Here is a 16,515-nt window from a genome sequence, read left to right on the forward strand (position 1 = left end):
CTCTCGGAGTCGCGACTGCGCTGACTCAGGCATTTCCGCCGACGATGCCAGATACGCTCCTGTTCCGGTTATCCTTGCCGGCCGCCACGACTCCCCCGTTGCTGCCGGTGGCTTCAAAGGTGCCGTTGGCGCCCAGTCCGTTCTCGCAGCGCAGGAACCAGCGTCCCTTGTTCTTTTCCATGAAGCCGTAATTACCTTTGCACCTTGTCTGGTCGGTCATCACCAGGCTGATCACGCCGTCGCGGCCATGTTCCTCGAATTCCATCGTGCCGGACATGAGTGCCGTATAGCCTTCCCAGGTGAAGGCCATGGGACGGATGCCCCGGGCGGTAGCGGTTCGCTCCGCGTCGGATCGGGGCAAAGGTTTAGAGAAATCGATCTGTTCCTTGTTCCAGACATACCTGCCGCTCCGGGCATAGATCACGCAGCGCTTGCCGGGGTTCTTACTTTCGCAGGAATACAAAGCCACGGTCTCGTCATCTCCCGAACACCTGATATCGTTGCAGAACGAGTAGCCATAGCTGCTGCCGTCCGGCGTCACTGCGAAGATTCCGGGGTTGCTCTTCTCCGACCACTCCTTGAGCGCCCTCTCCGCCCTCGGGCTCAGATCAAGCGGAGCCTCCGCGAACTGATACCCACCCCCACACCCCGAAAGCACGAGGGCCGCCAAAGACAGACCTGTCTGAAATGACTTATTTATCAATCTCATGTTTTTCTCCATTCCATGCAATGGATTACTTTAACCGTACGGTCGACCATATCCAGGTGAGCCGATAATTTCTTAGCACATACTGCGCAAAGCGAATGGCATGGTTTTCAGAGTCAGAAGACGGGCCATGCAACGGTCGGACTCGACCGCCCGCCGGCGCCCCGCGGCCGTCTGGAACCAACCCCCTGCCCGCTCGTTGATGTCCCCGGACGCGCGCAACGCCGCGCATTCCGACAACGCTCTTTCGACGAACAGCAACAGGCGCAGGGAACCCCAATGGCCGACCGCGAAACGGACCGCGATATGGGCGCGGCGCACGATGCAGCCAGCCGCCCCGATCCCGCAAAGACAGCCAGTCCCGACCCGATGGAACGCGGTCATCTTCGAGACCAGATCGACAGCGGCAAGTTCCGCGACAAGGTGGCGGCGCCCGATCCGGCGACCTCTCCGCTCGGCACCGACGACGAGGCGGCCGGCGTGCCGACTCCGGCGGCGAAGGTCCAGTACGAGAGCCCGGCCGCACCGGCCCATGCCCCGGCGAACTCCCACTCCAGGGACACGCCGCCGAGCCATCTCGGCCCGATGATCGCCGCCGGCATCGTCGTCGTCGCGTTCCTGATCGGACTGATCATGATCTTTTCGGCAGGCTGAGCGACCTTTTTCCCCACCTCCTTCCTCCCCGACGGCTCGCCGGAACCTCATAGGCGAGCCGTCCTATGCCCTTGCACCGGCCTCTACCCCGCAAGGATGATTGGAACATCGACCGGCCGGATCCCGTTCTCCTCCTGGAAGAAAATCCGGGGAAAACAATCTTATGTCAAAAAAGATACTCATCACTGGCGGAGCCGGCTTCATAGGCTCGCATCTGGCCGATGAACTCATTGCCGCCGGCCATGAAGTCCGGGTTTTGGACAATTTATCGGAGCAGGTCCACGGCAGTGGCGGCGCCCGGCCGGAATATCTCAGCCGTGACATCGAGCTGCGCGTCGGCGACGTGCGCGATCCGGCCGCGGTCAAGTCCGCGTTGCAGGGCATCGACGCCGTCTATCACTTCGCCGCCATGGTCGGCGTCGGCCAAAGCATGTACCAGGTCGACGATTATGTCGGCGTCAACGACCTCGGCACCGCGGTGCTGCTCCAGGCGCTGATCGAGCGGCCTGTCGAGCGGCTGGTGGTCGCCAGCAGCATGAGCATCTACGGCGAGGGCCTGTACCGCGACATCAGGGGCGAGATCGTCACCCCGGCCGAACGCAGCCTCTCCAGGCTCAAGGACGGCCTGTGGGAACCGCTCGGCCCGGACGGCGGCGAGATCACGCCCGTCCCGACGACGGAGGACAAGGCGCCGACGCTGTCCTCGATCTATGCGCTCAACAAATATGTGCAGGAGCGCATGTGCCTGCTGATCGGGCAGGCCTACAACATCCCCACCGTCGCGATGCGCTTCTTCAACGTGTTCGGCACGCGCCAGGCGCTGTCCAACCCCTATACGGGCGTGCTCGCGATCTTCGCCTCCCGGCTGCTCAACGGCAATCCGCCGATGATCTTCGAGGACGGGCTGCAGCGCCGGGACTTCGTCCATGTGGCCGACGTGGCGCGCGCCTGCCATCTGGCGCTGAACGCCCGGGACGCCGCGGGGCATGTCTTCAACGTCGGCAGCGGCGAGAGCTACAGCGTGGTCGAGGTGGCGGAGCAGCTCGCCGCCTCCCTCGGCAAGTCGCGCATCGCGCCGACGCTGACCAAGAAGTTCCGCGTCGGCGACATCCGGCACTGCTTCGCCGACATCGGCAAGGCGCAGCGGCTCCTGGGCTACCGGCCGGAGACGTCGCTGGCCGACGGCATGATCGAGCTGGCCGCCTGGCTCGACGGCCAGATCGCGGTGGACCGGGTCGACCAGGCGAGCCGCGAACTGGCTGCAAGGGGTCTGGCCGTATGATGGGCGACCGGGACACCCCCAGGACTCCGCCCGCGGCCATGCCAGGCTTCACCGAGACCTTCAGACCCGACGACCGCGACCGTGCCGAGCAGGCCGTGGCGACGCTGAAGCGGCTGGGCGTCCGCCGCCTGCGCGTCCGGGCCGATTCCGGCGGCTGGCACGGCTGGCTGCTCCCGCGCCTCGCGTCGGAGTTCGATTTGCTGCCGGTCCTCGCCCTCGGCGAGGCCGATGCGCCCGATCCCGTCGGGACGCTCCTCCCGGCCTTGCCCGTCCTGGAGTGGGTCGAGATCGCCGCCGCACCGGGCCGGATCGCGGCGGTCGCCGGAGCGGCCGCCGCGATCCGGCAGGCCGGCCGCAAGGTCGTGCTGAGCGGACTTGATCCGGCGGCCCTGGAGCTCCTCGCCCAGCGGGGCGGTCTCGACGACATCGACGCCGTCGGCATCGGGGCGTTCCCCGGCACCGGCGACATGTCCTGGCCGGGCTGGGAAGCGGTCGTCGAAGAGTACGCCCAGGCGATGGCCGGGGCCGGCCGGGTTCCCGCCCTGTGGATCACCGGCACGGGCTTCTCCACCTGGCGCCACGACGAGCGCGGCCAGATCAGGGCCTTCCTCGCGGCGGCCGAGGCTCCGGCCGACCGGGTCTACTGGTCGTCGCTCCAGGACTTGGCCCCGGACGAGGCCAGCGCTCAGGGCTTCCATGCGGACGAGCGGGATTACGCGCTGGGCGTGCTCCGGGCCGACGGCTCGCCGAAGCTTCTCGGCCGGCTGCTGGAGCAGGGCGGCATCGCGGCGGTCCGCTCGGTCGACCGGCTGGGCCGCCCCGGATCGCCCCGCCCGGCGTCGGGCAGCACGGGCAAGCCCGTGGTCATCACCGGCGGGGCCGGTTTCATCGGGACCAACCTGGCCGACCGCCTGGTCCGCGAGGGCCACCGGGTCATCGTCTACGACAATCTGTCGCGCCCCGGCGTCGAACAGAACATCGAATGGTTGAAATCGACCCACGGCAGCGCGATTACCTTCGAACTGGCCGACATCCGCGACCCCCATGTGCTCCGCGAGGCGGTCGCCCAGGCCGGCAAGATGTTCCACTTCGCGGCCCAGGTCGCCGTGACCACCAGCCTCGTGGACCCGATCACCGATTTCGAGATCAACGCCCGCGGCACGGTCAACCTGCTGGAGGCGATGCGGGCCCAGGCGGAGCCGCCGCCCCTGGTGTTCACCTCGACCAACAAGGTGTACGGCAAGCTGGCCGACCTGGAACTGCGGCTCGAGGGCGAGCGCTACGCCCCGTCCGACGCGGAGATCCGCGCCCGCGGCATCGACGAGTCGCGCCCGCTGGACTTCTACAGCCCCTACGGCGCGTCGAAGGGCAGCGCCGACCAGTATGTGCTGGACTATTCCCGCACCTACGACCTGCCGACCGCGGTCTTCCGCATGAGCTGCATCTACGGCCCCCACCAGTTCGGCACCGAGGACCAGGGCTGGGTCGCCCATTTCCTGATCCGCGCCCTGGACGGCGAACCGATCACCCTGTACGGCGACGGCCGGCAGGTCCGCGACGTCCTGTTCGTCGAGGATCTGGTCGATGCCTTCCTCGCGGCGCAGGAGCATATGCCGGCGATCCGGGGGCAGGCCTTCAACATCGGCGGCGGTCCCGACAACGCCACCAGCCTGGTCGAGCTTCTGGAGCGGATCGGATCGACCACCGGCCGCCGTCCCGAGATCGGCTTCGGCCCCTGGCGGCCGGGCGACCAACTCTATTACGTCTCCGACACGGCCAAGTTCAACGCCGCGACGGGATGGCAGCCGCGGGTCGGGATCGCCGAGGGCATCGCGCGCCTGTCCGGATGGCTGACCGAGAACCGGATCGCGGCTGCCGAGGCGCCCGTCCTGCGGAGGGTGGCATCATGAAGTTCGCCCTGATCAACCCGAACTGGAACTTCGACGGCAGCATCTATTTCGGCTGCCGCGAACCGCACCTGCCGCTGGAGTACGGCTACTCCAAGGCGCTGATCGAGCGCGCCGGCCACGAGGCGGTGATCATCGACGGCCAACTCATGGACCTGGACCTGGACGGGATCCGCGCCAGGGTGGCCGACTACGCGCCCGATTTCACCGTGGTGACGACCGCCCCCAGCTACCTGTTCTGGCGCTGCGCCCCGCCGGAACTGCGGGTCCCGCAGGAGGTCCTGAAGGCGGTCGGCGACGTCGGCGGCACCCTGGTGGCTGTCGGGCCGCACGGCTCGACCACGCCGCGGGCGGCCTATGCCAAGCTGGGCGTCGACGTGGTCGTGATGGGCGAGTGCGAGGAACTGCTCCCCCGCCTCGCCGACGAGCCGTGGGACGCGATCCCGTCGATCTGCTTCGGGCCGCGCGACAACCCCAAGGTCAACGGTGGCCCTTTCGCCTCGCGCTTCACAGACCTGCCTGCGCTGTCCTGGCCCGACGAGTGGGTCGCCCGGCACCATCACCACCATCATCGTTTCGACATCGATCCGAACGGTCCCCGGCCCGGTCCGGGAGCGGAGATGGAGACCTCGCGCGGGTGCCCCTATCGCTGCTCCTTCTGCGCGAAGGAGAATTTCCGCGACAAGTACCGCAAGCGCCCGCTCCCGGTGATCCTGGAGGAGCTGGACCGGCTGATCGCGCAGGGCGTCGAGTACGTCTACTTCATCGACGAGATCTTCCTGCCCAACGCCGAGCTGCTGGAAGCCTTGGCCGAGCGCAGGATCAAGTTCGGCGTCCAGACCCGGATCGACCTGTGGAAGGAACCGATGCTGGAACTGCTCGGCCGGGCCGGCTGCGTCTCGATCGAGGCGGGCGTCGAGAGCCTGACGCCAGAGGGACGCCAGGCGCTGGACAAGAACTGCCGCATGTCGACCGACGAGCTGACCGACCGGCTGATCTTCGCCAAGCGGCATGTCGCCTTCGTCCAGGCCAACCTGATCGAGGCCGGCACCGACGACCAGGCGATGGTCGATGCGTGGCGGAAACGGCTGCTTGAGCACGGCGTCTGGGCCAACGAGCCCGTGCCGCTGTTCCCCTATCCCGGCTCGCCGGACTACCGGAAGCTCTGGGGCCTGCCGGACGACCAGGCGTGGGAACGGGCCCTCGACCACTACCTGACCCACCACGTCGACTTCAGCGACATCCAGGACCAGCGGCCGCTGCCGCTGCGTGAACTGGAGATGGCCGCCCCGGACGGGCGCTGACCATGGTTGCCGCGTCGGGCTCTCCGCGCCGGGTGCTGATGACGGCCGACGCGGTCGGCGGAGTCTGGGACTATGCCCTGGAACTGGCCGGCGGTCTGGCGCGGCGCGGCGTCCGCGTCACCCTGGCGGCCATGGGACCGGCGCCCTCGCCGGCGCAGCGGGCCCGGGCGATCGCGATCCCCGGGCTGGGCCTGCACCACGGCGAGTTCAAGCTGGAATGGATGGAACGGCCGGAGGGCGACCTGACCGCCGCCGGCGACTGGCTGCTCGACTTGGCGGAGCAGGTGGCGCCCGATCTGGTCCATCTCAACGGCTATGCCCATGCGGCGCTGCCCTGGGGACGGCCGGTCGTCGCGGTCGCCCATTCCTGCGTGCTGTCCTGGTGGCAGGCCGTCCACGGATGCCCGGCACCCGCCGACTGGCGGCCCTATGCCGACCGGGTCGCCGCCGGGCTGGCGGCGGCGGACCGGGTGGTGGCCCCGACTCGGGCCATGCTTGACGCGCTGGAAACCCACTACGGCCCGGTTCCGCACGGGCGGGTGGTCTGGAACGGGCGGGACGGCGGCGTGTGGCAACCGCGGCCGGACCGGGAGCCCACCGTCATCAGCGTCGGGCGGATCTGGGACGAGGCCAAGAACATCCGCGCCCTCGACGGAGTCGCCGCGGAACTGGACTGGCCGGTGGTCGTCGCCGGCTCCCGGCAGCGCCCGGACGGGCAGAGTCCGGAAGGCGATGTCCTGCCGGCGAACCTGCGGCTCCTGGGCCATCTCCGCCCCGACGAACTCGCCGACTGGTACGGGCGGGCGGCCGTCTTCGCCCTGCCGGCCCGGTACGAGCCGTTCGGCCTGTCCATCCTGGAGGCCGCGCTGTCCGGCTGCGCCCTGGTGCTGGGCGACGTGCCGAGCCTGCGCGAGCTGTGGACCGGCGCCGCGGTGTTCGTCCCCCCGGACGACCCGGCCGCCCTGGCCCGCGAACTGCGGCGGATGGCCGCCGATCCCCCGCACCTGCGGGCGCTCGCCATCGCGGCGCGCCAGCGCGCACGCAGCTATGGCACGGAACGCATGGTCGCGCGTTATCTCGACGTCTATGCCGACCTTCTGGACGCGCCGCGTTCGATCCCGCTTCACCGCGAAAGCGCCGCCGTTCCGCTGGAACGCTGACCTTGACGCCGATCTTCAAGCCAAGCGGAGACCCATGCGCTTCGTCTATTTCACCCACTCGCTGGTATCCGACTGGAATCACGGCAATGCCCATTTCCTGCGCGGCGTGATCCGGGAGCTGACCGCCCGAGGCCATCAGGTCCAGGTGTTCGAGCCGCGCAACGGCTGGAGCCTGCAGAACCTGATCGCGGACCAGGGAGCCGAGGCGGTCGCCCGCTTCGCCGCCGTCTTCCCCGGCTTCGGCTCCACCAGCTACGATCCGGCCACCCTGGACCTGGACCGCGCGCTCGACGGCGCCGACGTCGTGATCGTCCACGAATGGAACGACCATGACCTGGTGGCGGACATCGGCCGCAAGCGCGCGGCCGGCGGGCGCTTCCAGCTGCTGTTCCACGATACCCACCATCGTTCCGTCACCGATCCGAAGGCGATGGCGGCCTATGACCTGACGGCGTACGACGGCGTCCTGGCCTATGGCGCCGTGATCCGGGAGATCTATCTGAAAATGGGCTGGGGCCGGCGCGCCTGGACTTGGCACGAGGCGGCGGACACCGCCCTGTTCCGCCCGCTGCCCGGCCGCCCCCGCGAGGGGGACCTGGTGTGGATCGGGAACTGGGGCGACGGCGAGCGCTCGGTCGAGCTGGGCGAGTTCCTGCTGCTGCCGATCCGGCAGCTCAAGCTGAAGGCGCGCATCCACGGCGTGCGCTACCCGGCCGACGCCAAGGCGGCCATAGCGCTGGCCGGGGCCGAGTACGCCGGCTACCTGCCCAACCACGAGGCTCCCGAGGCCTTCGCCCGGTTCCCGGTGACGGTCCACGTGCCGCGCCGGCCCTATGTCGAGACCCTTCGCGGCATCCCGACCATCCGCCCCTTCGAGGCCCTGGCCTGCGGCATCCCGCTGGTCTGCTCACCCTGGGACGACGCCGAGGGACTGTTCCGCCCCGGCAGCGACTACCTGATAGCCCGTGACGGTACCGAAATGACCAAGCACCTCCGAGACATCCTCAACGATCTGGACCTTTCGGCCTCGCTCGCGCGGAGCGGCTACGAGACGATCCAGTCCCGTCACACCTGCGGCCACCGGGTCGACGAGCTGCTGGAGATCTGCCGCGGCCTGAAGCAGGAAAGACCCCTGCTGCAGGAGGCCCGCTGATGGCCGGCCTTAACATCTCCTTCTACGGGTCCAGCCTGGTCTCGGCCTACTGGAACGGTGCCGCGACCTATTACCGGGGCATCATCCGGGCCCTGGCGGCGCGCGGCCACCGCGTGACCTTCTACGAGCCGGACGCTTATGAGCGCCAGCAGCACCGCGACATCCCCGATCCCGACTGGGCGCGGGTGGTGGTCTATCCCAACGACGAGGACAGCGCCCGGCGGGCGCTGGAGCAGGGGCGCAACGCCGACGTGATCGTCAAGGCCAGCGGCGTCGGCGTGTTCGACAGCCTGCTGGAGGCCGGCGTGCTCGAGGTGCGGCGCCCGGACGCGACGGCGATCTTCTGGGACGTGGATGCGCCGGCGACGCTGGCGTCCATGCGGGAGAACCCCGGCGACACCCTGCGCCCCCTCGTCCCCCGCTACGACATGGTCCTGACCTACGGCGGCGGCGATCCGGTGATCCGGGCCTATCGCGAGTTCGGGGCGCGGGAATGCGTGCCGATCTACAACGCCCTGGACCCCGACACCCACCACCCGGTGCCGGCCGATCCGCGGTTCGCCGCCGACCTGGGCTTCATGGCGAACCGCCTGCCCGACCGGGAGGCGCGGGTCGAGGAGTTCTTCCTGAACGCCGCGGCGAAGCTGCCCGGCCGCCGGTTCCTGCTGGGCGGCAACGGCTGGGGCGACAAGCCGATGCCCGGCAACGTCAACTATATCGGCCACGTCTATACCGCCGACCACAACGCCGTGAACTGCTCGGCGCTGGCCGTGCTGAACGTCGCCCGCGACAGCATGGCCGCCGTCGGCTTCTCGCCGGCGACCCGCGTCTTCGAGGCGGCGGGAGCCGGCGCCTGCGTGATCACCGACGCCTGGGAAGGGATCGAGCAGTTCCTGATCCCCGGCGAGGAGATCCTGGTGGCGCGCGACGGCGCCGAGGTCGCGGCCCATGTCGACGCGCTGACGCCCGAACGGTCCCGCGCCATCGGGGAGGCGGCCCGGCGCCGCATGCTCGACGCCCACACCTACGCCCACCGCGCCGGGGAGGTCGAATCCCTGCTGATGAACGGCGCCCATGCCGGGCGGGTCCCGGCATGAACGGCATCGTCACCGGGCGGATGACCGAACGCGCGGCCGGCCTGTCGATCGTCGTCCTCGGCCTCAGCATCACGTCGTCCTGGGGCAACGGCCACGCGACCACGTACCGGGCGCTGGTCAAGGCCCTGGCCGACCGCGGCCACGACGTGCTGTTCCTGGAAGCCGACCGCCCCTGGTACGCCGCCCACCGCGACCTGGCGGAGCCGCCCTTCTGCCGGACCGCGCTCTACCGGGACCTGGAGGACCTTCGCGACCGGTTCACCCGGGAGGTCCGCGACGCCGACCTGGTGATCGTCGGATCCTTCGTTCCGGACGGCGTCGAGGTCGGAGGCTGGGCGATCCGGACCGCGCGCGGCGTCACCGCCTTCTACGACATCGACACCCCGGTGACGCTGGCCAAGCTGGAACGAGGCGACGTCGAATATCTGAGCCCCGACCTGATCCCGCGCTACGACATCTACCTGTCCTTCACCGGCGGGCCGACCCTCGGGCGGCTGGAACGGCAGTTCGGCTCGCCGATGGCCCGGGCGCTCTACTGCTCGGTCGATCCGGAGCGATACTATCCGGAGTCGGGAGCGGGCGGCGCGCGCTGGGACCTGGGGTATCTCGGCACCTACAGCCCGGACCGCCAGCCGAGCGTGGACCGGCTGCTGGTCGAGCCGGCCCGGACCTGGGCGGAAGGGAGCTTCGTGGTCGCCGGGCCGCAGTATCCTGAAACCATAGACTGGCCCGGCAACGTCGAGCGGGTCGACCACCTGCCGCCGGACCAGCATCGCGCCTTCTACAACGCCCAGCGGTTCACGCTCAACGTGACGCGGGCCGACATGATCGCGGCCGGATGGTCGCCCAGCGTCCGGCTGTTCGAGGCGGCGGCGTGCGGGACGCCGATCATCAGCGACTGGTGGCCGGGCCTGGACGGCCTGTTCGAGCCGGGGACGGAGATCATCATCGCGGCGGATGCCGGGACCGTGCTCGAAACCCTGCGGTCGATGTCCGATGATCATCGGCAGGCGATCGGCGAGCGGGCGCGGTCGCGGATCCTCGCCAACCACACCGCGGCTCACCGTGCGGCCGAGCTGGAAATGTTCGTCGCGGAAGCGCGGGCCGCCGTTTCCACCGCGTGATGGATCGGGGAAATGCCGGCCGCGGACATCTTGTCGCGGCCGGTACCGCTTCCCCAGGATGGGCAGCCCGCATAGCCGGGCTGCCATGCTCCGTCAAAGACGTATCCCGATAATGACGTGCCACCGGTGCGAGTTGAATCTGTTTCTATATGCCGGAAATTTTAGGTAAAGTGGAAATGTATTCGAGCAGCCGCAATTTCGAGAAAAATGATGGAATCCAAAGTTGAGCATGACGGCACCCGCCTTCGCAACTACCGGATGATGAAGAACATCACGTTGACGAAAGCCGCCGGCATGTGCGGCGTATCGAAAAGCGAGTTGTCCAAGCTTGAATCCGGGGCGCGGCCGATCCGGCCGGACCATGTGATCAAGCTGGCCGGGGTCTACGGGATCACGCCCCTCGACCTGCTGACCCCGGACAGCAAGCTGCGCGCCTTCATCGAGCACGCTATCGACGCGCCGGTCCAGCAGAACGAGATTCCGCTGTTCGAAGGCCGGGCGCTCTCTTCCCGGCAGAAGGACGCGGTACCGTCCGGCAAGGTCCCCTGCCCGATCCAGCTGGTCGACGTGCCGGGCGCCTATGCCGTCAGCATCAGCGACATGGCGAACGCCCCGGCACTGCTGCCCGGCGTGATCCTGCACGTCCATCCGCAGCGTCCGGTCGTCATCAATGACCTGGTCGTCAACCGCGTGACCTGGTCCCCGCTGGTGTTCTTCCTGCGGCAGTCCGACGACGGGGACCTTTACGGCCTGACGCTGTCCAAGAAGCGCGTCGACCTGGACCGCGACGCGATCGACCTGCTCCACAAGGTGGCGGGAGTCTGGATGATCAACGGCGCGCGCGAGTGAACGGACACGCGCGAGTCGCTCCCTTTTCCTGAGCCGCAACCCCACGACGCCGCCCGAAAGGGGCGCACCGGTCGCCGATCCGCCCCGTCCCGCGCCGCAGGACGGACATTCCGGTTCGGACAGCCGGTCGGATTCCGCATAGCGCTGCCACCAAATAGGCATTCAAGCGGCTCTGACTTAAGTCGTATGATTACGTCCTGTTCATGAACATTTCCGGATCGGAACATCATCCGACGGCATCCGATAGCATTGATATCTAACCATTTTTCATCTTTCCGAGTGGCCAAATAAGAAAATACACCGGATTTTCTTTTTGCTATGACTGCGTAGCAAGCAGTTGGGGGCAGACGATGAAAATGGTTTTGGATGGCGCGGATGGTCATCGCCAATCGGTTCTTGCCCTGATCAGGACCAAGAGCACACTAAAGGCGGCCAGCATCGCCTGTGGCAGAAACCACGGCTACTTCCATCAGTATCTGTTCCAAAGCAAGCCGCGCTTCCTTCCGGAAGACGTGCGTATCAAGTTGGCGCAGTACCTGGGAATAGGTGAAAGCCGGCTGCGTGAACCGGAATTGCTTGTTTCGGCGGATATGCCGGTTTCCGCCTCTGCCGAAACGCGACCCAGGCTGATGGTTTACGGACGGGCATCCGATCTGGAGATCGACATGACCTCGCCGGTCGCCGAGGCCGAGCGTCCGGCCACGCTGGCCCATGTGATCGACGCCTTCGCCGCCTATGTCCATGACGCGGCCCTCAGCCCGTGCCTGCCGGTCGGCAGCCTGGTCTATGTCGATCCGAGCAAGCCGCTGCGCCCGGGCGATTTCGTCCTGGTCAGGCGGGCCGCCACCGCCCGCATCGCGGTTTTCCGCGGAAGGCACGCTGACGGCGTGATGCTCGATTTCGGCGGTGGGCGGGAAGAATCCATCGGAATCGGGCAGTTGGCGGCCATCTGCAAGATCGTCGGCGTCGATTATCCCTGATGCGAAGCGCTGCCCGGCGACGGCAGCCCTGACAGCGGAAGTATGACGCAGACGCGGGTGCCGACGCCGAGTTCGCTGCGGATGTCGATCCGCCCTCCGTGCATCTCCGTGAGGGAACGGGTCAGGGCCAGCCCGAGGCCGGTCCCGGCATGCCTGCGGGTGTGGCGGTTGTCGATCTGCTCGAACGGCGTCCCGACCCGGCCCAGGTCCTCGGGCGCGATGCCGATCCCGGTATCGGACACCGCGACGTGCATCTCGCCCGCGACGATCTCGGTCGAGACGGTCACGCTGCCCCCGCGATCGGTGAACTTGATCGCGTTGGACAGCAGGTTGAGCAGGATCTGGTTGAGCGCCCGCTCGTCCGCGAGGACGGTGGCTCCACCGGGCGGCATCCCGCCGTCGCCGGGCTCGACGATCTCGATGCCCGCCTCGTCGGCCCGGAGTCGGACCATCCGGGCGCATCGGCGGACCACCGCCTGTACGTCGACCTCGGTCCGGTGCAGCACGTATTTCCCGGCCTCGATCTTCGACATGTCGAGGATGTCGTTGATCAGCTCCAGCAGGTGCCGGCCGCTGTTATGGACGTCACGCGCATATTCGACGTAACGCCGCACGCCGACCGGCCCCAGCGCCTGGGTCTCGATCATTTCCGAGAAACCGATGATCGCGTTCAGCGGCGTTCGCAGTTCATGGCTCATCATGGCGAGGAACTGCGACTTGATGCGGCTGGCCTCCTCCGCGTTGTCGCGCGCGGTCAGGTAGCGCGACGCCAGCTCGGACAGCGCGCCGGTCTGGGCCTCCAGCCGCGAACGCGCCTCCTCCAGCTCCGCGACATGGACGCGCAGGCTCTCCTCGCTGGTCTTCAGCTTCAGCTCCTGCTGCTTCAGCAGGGTTATGTCGGTCCTGATGCCGACGATGCCGCCTTCGGACGTGCGCCGGTAGCTGCCGAGCAGCCAGCGCCCGTCCGGCAGTTCCTGCTCATACTCGCCTTCCAGCCGCACGCCGTACGGCGCCGGGCAGGCATCGCCCGAGTCCGCGGGCGACAGGTCCCGGTAGCGGCTGTTGCACAGGACCAGCCGCTGTTCGGCGTCCCACAGCACGAAGCCCTCGTTGACGCTCTCGATGGCGTCCCTCAGCCGCTGCTCGACCCGCCGGATCTCCGTCACGTCGACCCACGCCGCGACCATGTATCCGCGCGGCGTCTTCTGCTCGCTGACCCGGAAATGGCGCCCGTCGGCGAAGGTCACCGTCAGGTCCCGCTCGACGCCGCAGTCCCGGCGGCAGCGCAGCCGCGCCTGCACCCACTCCTCGGCCTCGCCCTCGATCCCGTAGAGACCCGCCTCCACGTTGGCGCGCAACAGCCGTTCGAACCGGACCCCGGGGCGGATCAGGTGGGCGTTGGGTGCGAACAGGTCCCGGAAGCGCTTGTTGTGGAGGAGCAGCCGGCCTCGCGGGTCCCACAGGGTTATGGCTTGGGAAACGGAGTCGATCGCCTCCTGCAGGCGATTGTTCGCTTCGCGCAGGGCGTCCAGTTCAAGGCGCCGGGTATCCAGTTCCAGCCGGCGCGCCGTGATGTCGCGCTGGATCGCCAGCAGCAGGCGGCGCCCGCCGGCGGCGTCCTGGAAGGGCGAGATCGTCAGGTCCGACCAGTATTCCCGTCCGTCCTTGGCATAGCCGCGGAGTTCCGTCCGCACCGCCTGCCCGAGTCCGAGCGCCCGGCGCATCCTGGCAAGCTCCCGGCGGGACGGATCGATGCCCGGGAGGAACCCGGGCGCCAGGCCGGCGACCTCCTCCGGCCGGTAGCCCGTCAGTTCCGTGAAGGCGGGATTGACGTAGACGACGCGGGCTTCGGACAGATCGGCAACGCCGTCGGCGCCCGTGCAGTCGGCGATTGTCACCGTATCCGGGGAGAGGCGAAACAGGGAATCGAAAGCGGGTTCCGGCCGCAAGGCCGGAGGAACTGAGTGTATCACCCTGGTGATCGCTCCGCTTTCCATGATCCCGGCGGTGTGCGGGCCTTTCGCCCGGCCTCTTGTCGATACGAAAGACTAAGGGCGGGCGAATGAATCTTTCGTAAATGTTCCGTCGGCAGGCGATGGCAAGAAAACACCCCCTCCCCGCGAGGGGAGGAGGTCCGCGACGGATGGTTCCGCCCCGCCGCGTCCGGGGCCGGAGCGGCGGAGGGAGGGCCGGTTCCGGTCAGCCCATCAGGACCAGGGCCACGCCGCCTATGCCGACCAGCGCGCCGCTGCCGCGCACCGCGATCGTTCCGGCCGAACCCCGGGCGACGTTGCGGATAGCGAGGATCGCCCCGATGCCGGCGCCGTGGAGCAGCGCCGTCGCCAGCGCGAAGCCCATGCCGTAGAGCCACGGCGAGGCCGCCACCGGCATCTCGGCGCCGTGCGCGTAGCCGTGGAAGACCGCGAAGAGCGCCGTGATCGCGGCGCAGGCGGCGAGCGGAAGCTTCGGCTGGAGCGCCACGAGCCCGCCCAGCACCAGCACCGAGCCGATGATGCCCAGCTCGACCGACGGCAGCGGCAGCCCCGCCATGCCGGCCAGTCCGCCCAGGACCATGGTTCCCACGAACGATGCCGGCAGCACCCAGAGCGCCCGGCCACCCAGCTGCGCGGCCCACAGGCCGACCGCGACCATGGCGAGCAGATGGTCGAGGCCGCCGAGCGGATGCTCGAAACCGTGCATGAACCCGCCCGGCTCCATGTGCCCCGTGTGTGCGAGCGCCGCCATCGGCATGGCCGCCAGCGCAGCCGCCACGAGCCCTAGTCCGAGACCTGTACGCCTCATGTGATCGTCTCCTGAAGAAAGAATTGAAGCCGCCAATGCGCAACCTTGCCGGTGGGCAACTGGCCAACAGGTGACCTGGACCGGGACGGCAACATCAAGGGTCGATATTTTAACAAAAATTGCCCAATCGCGGTTGATCCAGATCAATGTGAGCCAAAGACATAAGACTGATTGTCTATGACCTGGCTGGCAGGGGAAAGCCCGGGTGAAGGAATCGCCGGGACAGCGACGGAAAGCAAGGGTCGCGTTCGGCTAGAGGCCTGATTTCGGGAAGCGGCGGCATCCCGCGGGGAGTTCCGCCACAGACGTCCATCGGGCCGCCGGGACAGGGCGGTCGGGTACAAGCGAAAGGAACGGGCCGATGGCCAGGGTGGAAACCTTCTATGACGTGATCCGGCGGCAGGGCATCAGCCGCCGCAGCTTCCTCAAATTCTGCTCGCTGACCGCGGCTTCCCTCGGACTGGCGCCGGCCTTCGGGCCGCGCATCGCCCACGCGATGGAGACCAAGCCCCGCATCCCGGTGCTCTGGCTGCACGGGCTGGAATGCACCTGCTGCTCGGAGAGCTTCATCCGCTCCGCGCACCCGCTGGTCAAGGACGTCGTCCTGTCGATGATCAGCCTGGACTACGACGACACCATCATGGCCGCCGCCGGCCACCAGGCGGAGGCGATCCTCGACGAGATCCGCCACGAGTACAAGGGCCGCTACATCGCGGCGGTGGAGGGCAACCCGCCGCTGAACGAGGACGGCATGTACTGCATCATCGGCGGCCGGCCGTTCGTCGAGCAGCTCCGCGAGGTCTGCTCGGACGCCATGGCCGTGATCTCGTGGGGCTCCTGCGCGTCCTGGGGCTGCGTCCAGGCGGCGAAGCCCAACCCGACCCGCGCCACCCCGGTCCACGAGGTCATCACCGACAAGCCGATCATCAAGGTGCCCGGCTGCCCGCCGATCGCCGAGGTGATGACCGGCGTGGTGACCTACATGCTGACCTTCGACCGCATTCCGGAGCTGGACCGCCAGGGCCGGCCCAAGATGTTCTACAGCCAGCGCATCCACGACAAGTGCTACCGCCGGCCCCATTTCGACGCCGGCCAGTTCGTCGAGCAGTGGGACGACGAGCAGGCCCAGAAGGGCTATTGCCTCTACAAGATGGGCTGCAAGGGCCCGACCACCTACAACGCCTGCTCGACGACCCGGTGGAACGCCGGCGTCTCCTTCCCGATCCAGTCCGGCCACGGCTGCATCGGCTGTTCCGAGGACGGTTTCTGGGACAACGGCTCGTTCTACGACCGCCTCACCAACATCAAGCAGTTCGGCATCGAGGCGAATGCCGACCAGGTCGGCGGCACCGTCGCGGGCGTGATCGGCACCGGCATCGCGGCCCATGCCGCGGTCAGCGCCGTCAAGCGCGCCCGCATGAAGGCCGGCGAGACCCAGGCCCCCGCCACCCCGCACGACTGACCGCTGGTCCGCACCCGGAAAGAGCGCCCGGACCC

14 protein-coding genes are annotated in these 16,515 nt (G+C 68.2%); 11 read left to right on the forward strand and 3 right to left on the reverse strand.

The window, feature by feature from the left end; all coding sequences use genetic code 11:
• Positions 1–25: 25 nt before the first annotated feature.
• Entirely contained in the window at positions 26–709 is a 684-nt protein-coding gene (locus tag JL101_RS18755; RefSeq protein ID WP_203103936.1) for a hypothetical protein, read from the reverse strand.
• A 276-nt stretch (positions 710–985) separates the two neighbouring features.
• Here JL101_RS18755 and JL101_RS18760 point away from each other — a divergent pair, with 276 nt between their 5' ends.
• The 10 genes from JL101_RS18760 (at position 986) to JL101_RS18805 (ending at position 12,216) form a co-directional block, all read left to right on the forward strand.
• The gene (locus tag JL101_RS18760) at positions 986–1,360 is read left to right on the forward strand and encodes a hypothetical protein (RefSeq protein WP_203103938.1); all 375 of its coding nucleotides are present in this window, start codon (positions 986–988) and stop codon (positions 1,358–1,360) included.
• Between the two features lie 163 nt (positions 1,361–1,523).
• Positions 1,524–2,642, forward strand: coding sequence for an NAD-dependent epimerase/dehydratase family protein (locus JL101_RS18765; protein ID WP_203103940.1), 1,119 nt, complete (start codon positions 1,524–1,526; stop codon positions 2,640–2,642).
• Positions 2,643–2,680: 38 nt separating this feature from the next.
• Positions 2,681–4,552, forward strand: coding sequence for an SDR family NAD(P)-dependent oxidoreductase (locus JL101_RS18770; protein ID WP_228434953.1), 1,872 nt, complete (start codon positions 2,681–2,683; stop codon positions 4,550–4,552).
• Positions 4,549–5,853 (forward strand): TIGR04295 family B12-binding domain-containing radical SAM protein, encoded by a 1,305-nt coding sequence (locus tag JL101_RS18775; RefSeq protein ID WP_203103942.1) that lies wholly within the window; start codon positions 4,549–4,551, stop codon positions 5,851–5,853. The genes JL101_RS18770 and JL101_RS18775 overlap by 4 nt, the downstream gene beginning before the upstream one ends.
• Before the next feature lie 2 nt (positions 5,854–5,855).
• Positions 5,856–7,013 (forward strand): glycosyltransferase family 4 protein, encoded by a 1,158-nt coding sequence (locus JL101_RS18780; RefSeq protein ID WP_203103944.1) that lies wholly within the window; start codon positions 5,856–5,858, stop codon positions 7,011–7,013.
• Between the two features lie 34 nt (positions 7,014–7,047).
• The gene (locus JL101_RS18785; RefSeq protein WP_203103946.1) at positions 7,048–8,166 is read left to right on the forward strand and encodes a CgeB family protein; all 1,119 of its coding nucleotides are present in this window, start codon (positions 7,048–7,050) and stop codon (positions 8,164–8,166) included.
• Positions 8,166–9,263, forward strand: coding sequence for a CgeB family protein (locus tag JL101_RS18790; protein WP_203103948.1), 1,098 nt, complete (start codon positions 8,166–8,168; stop codon positions 9,261–9,263). Before JL101_RS18785 ends, JL101_RS18790 begins: the two co-directional genes overlap by 1 nt.
• Positions 9,260–10,387: a CgeB family protein gene (locus JL101_RS18795; protein WP_228434955.1), complete on the forward strand. Its 1,128-nt coding sequence runs from the start codon at positions 9,260–9,262 to the stop codon at positions 10,385–10,387. Before JL101_RS18790 ends, JL101_RS18795 begins: the two co-directional genes overlap by 4 nt.
• A gap of 207 nt (positions 10,388–10,594) precedes the next feature.
• Positions 10,595–11,236 (forward strand): helix-turn-helix domain-containing protein, encoded by a 642-nt coding sequence (locus JL101_RS18800; protein WP_203103951.1) that lies wholly within the window; start codon positions 10,595–10,597, stop codon positions 11,234–11,236.
• 350 nt (positions 11,237–11,586) lie between these two features.
• Positions 11,587–12,216, forward strand: coding sequence for a S24 family peptidase (locus JL101_RS18805; protein ID WP_203103953.1), 630 nt, complete (start codon positions 11,587–11,589; stop codon positions 12,214–12,216).
• Here the strand turns inward: JL101_RS18805 and JL101_RS18810 are convergent.
• Complete coding sequence (locus JL101_RS18810; protein WP_203103955.1) at positions 12,207–14,114, reverse strand: PAS domain-containing sensor histidine kinase; 1,908 nt, start codon at positions 14,112–14,114, stop codon at positions 12,207–12,209. The two genes, JL101_RS18805 and JL101_RS18810, sit on opposite strands and share 10 nt — an antisense overlap.
• 301 nt (positions 14,115–14,415) lie before the next feature.
• Entirely contained in the window at positions 14,416–15,018 is a 603-nt protein-coding gene (locus JL101_RS18815; RefSeq protein ID WP_203103957.1) for a HupE/UreJ family protein, read from the reverse strand.
• A gap of 361 nt (positions 15,019–15,379) precedes the next feature.
• On the opposite strand from JL101_RS18815, the gene JL101_RS18820 reads away from it, so the two are divergent.
• Positions 15,380–16,480 carry a hydrogenase small subunit gene (locus tag JL101_RS18820; protein ID WP_203103959.1) on the forward strand — a complete coding sequence of 367 codons (1,101 nt, stop codon included), beginning with the start codon at positions 15,380–15,382 and terminating at the stop codon, positions 16,478–16,480.
• Positions 16,481–16,515: the final 35 nt, after the last annotated feature.

It is taken from the genome of Skermanella rosea, assembly GCF_016806835.2.
Lineage (GTDB): Bacteria > Pseudomonadota > Alphaproteobacteria > Azospirillales > Azospirillaceae > Skermanella > Skermanella rosea.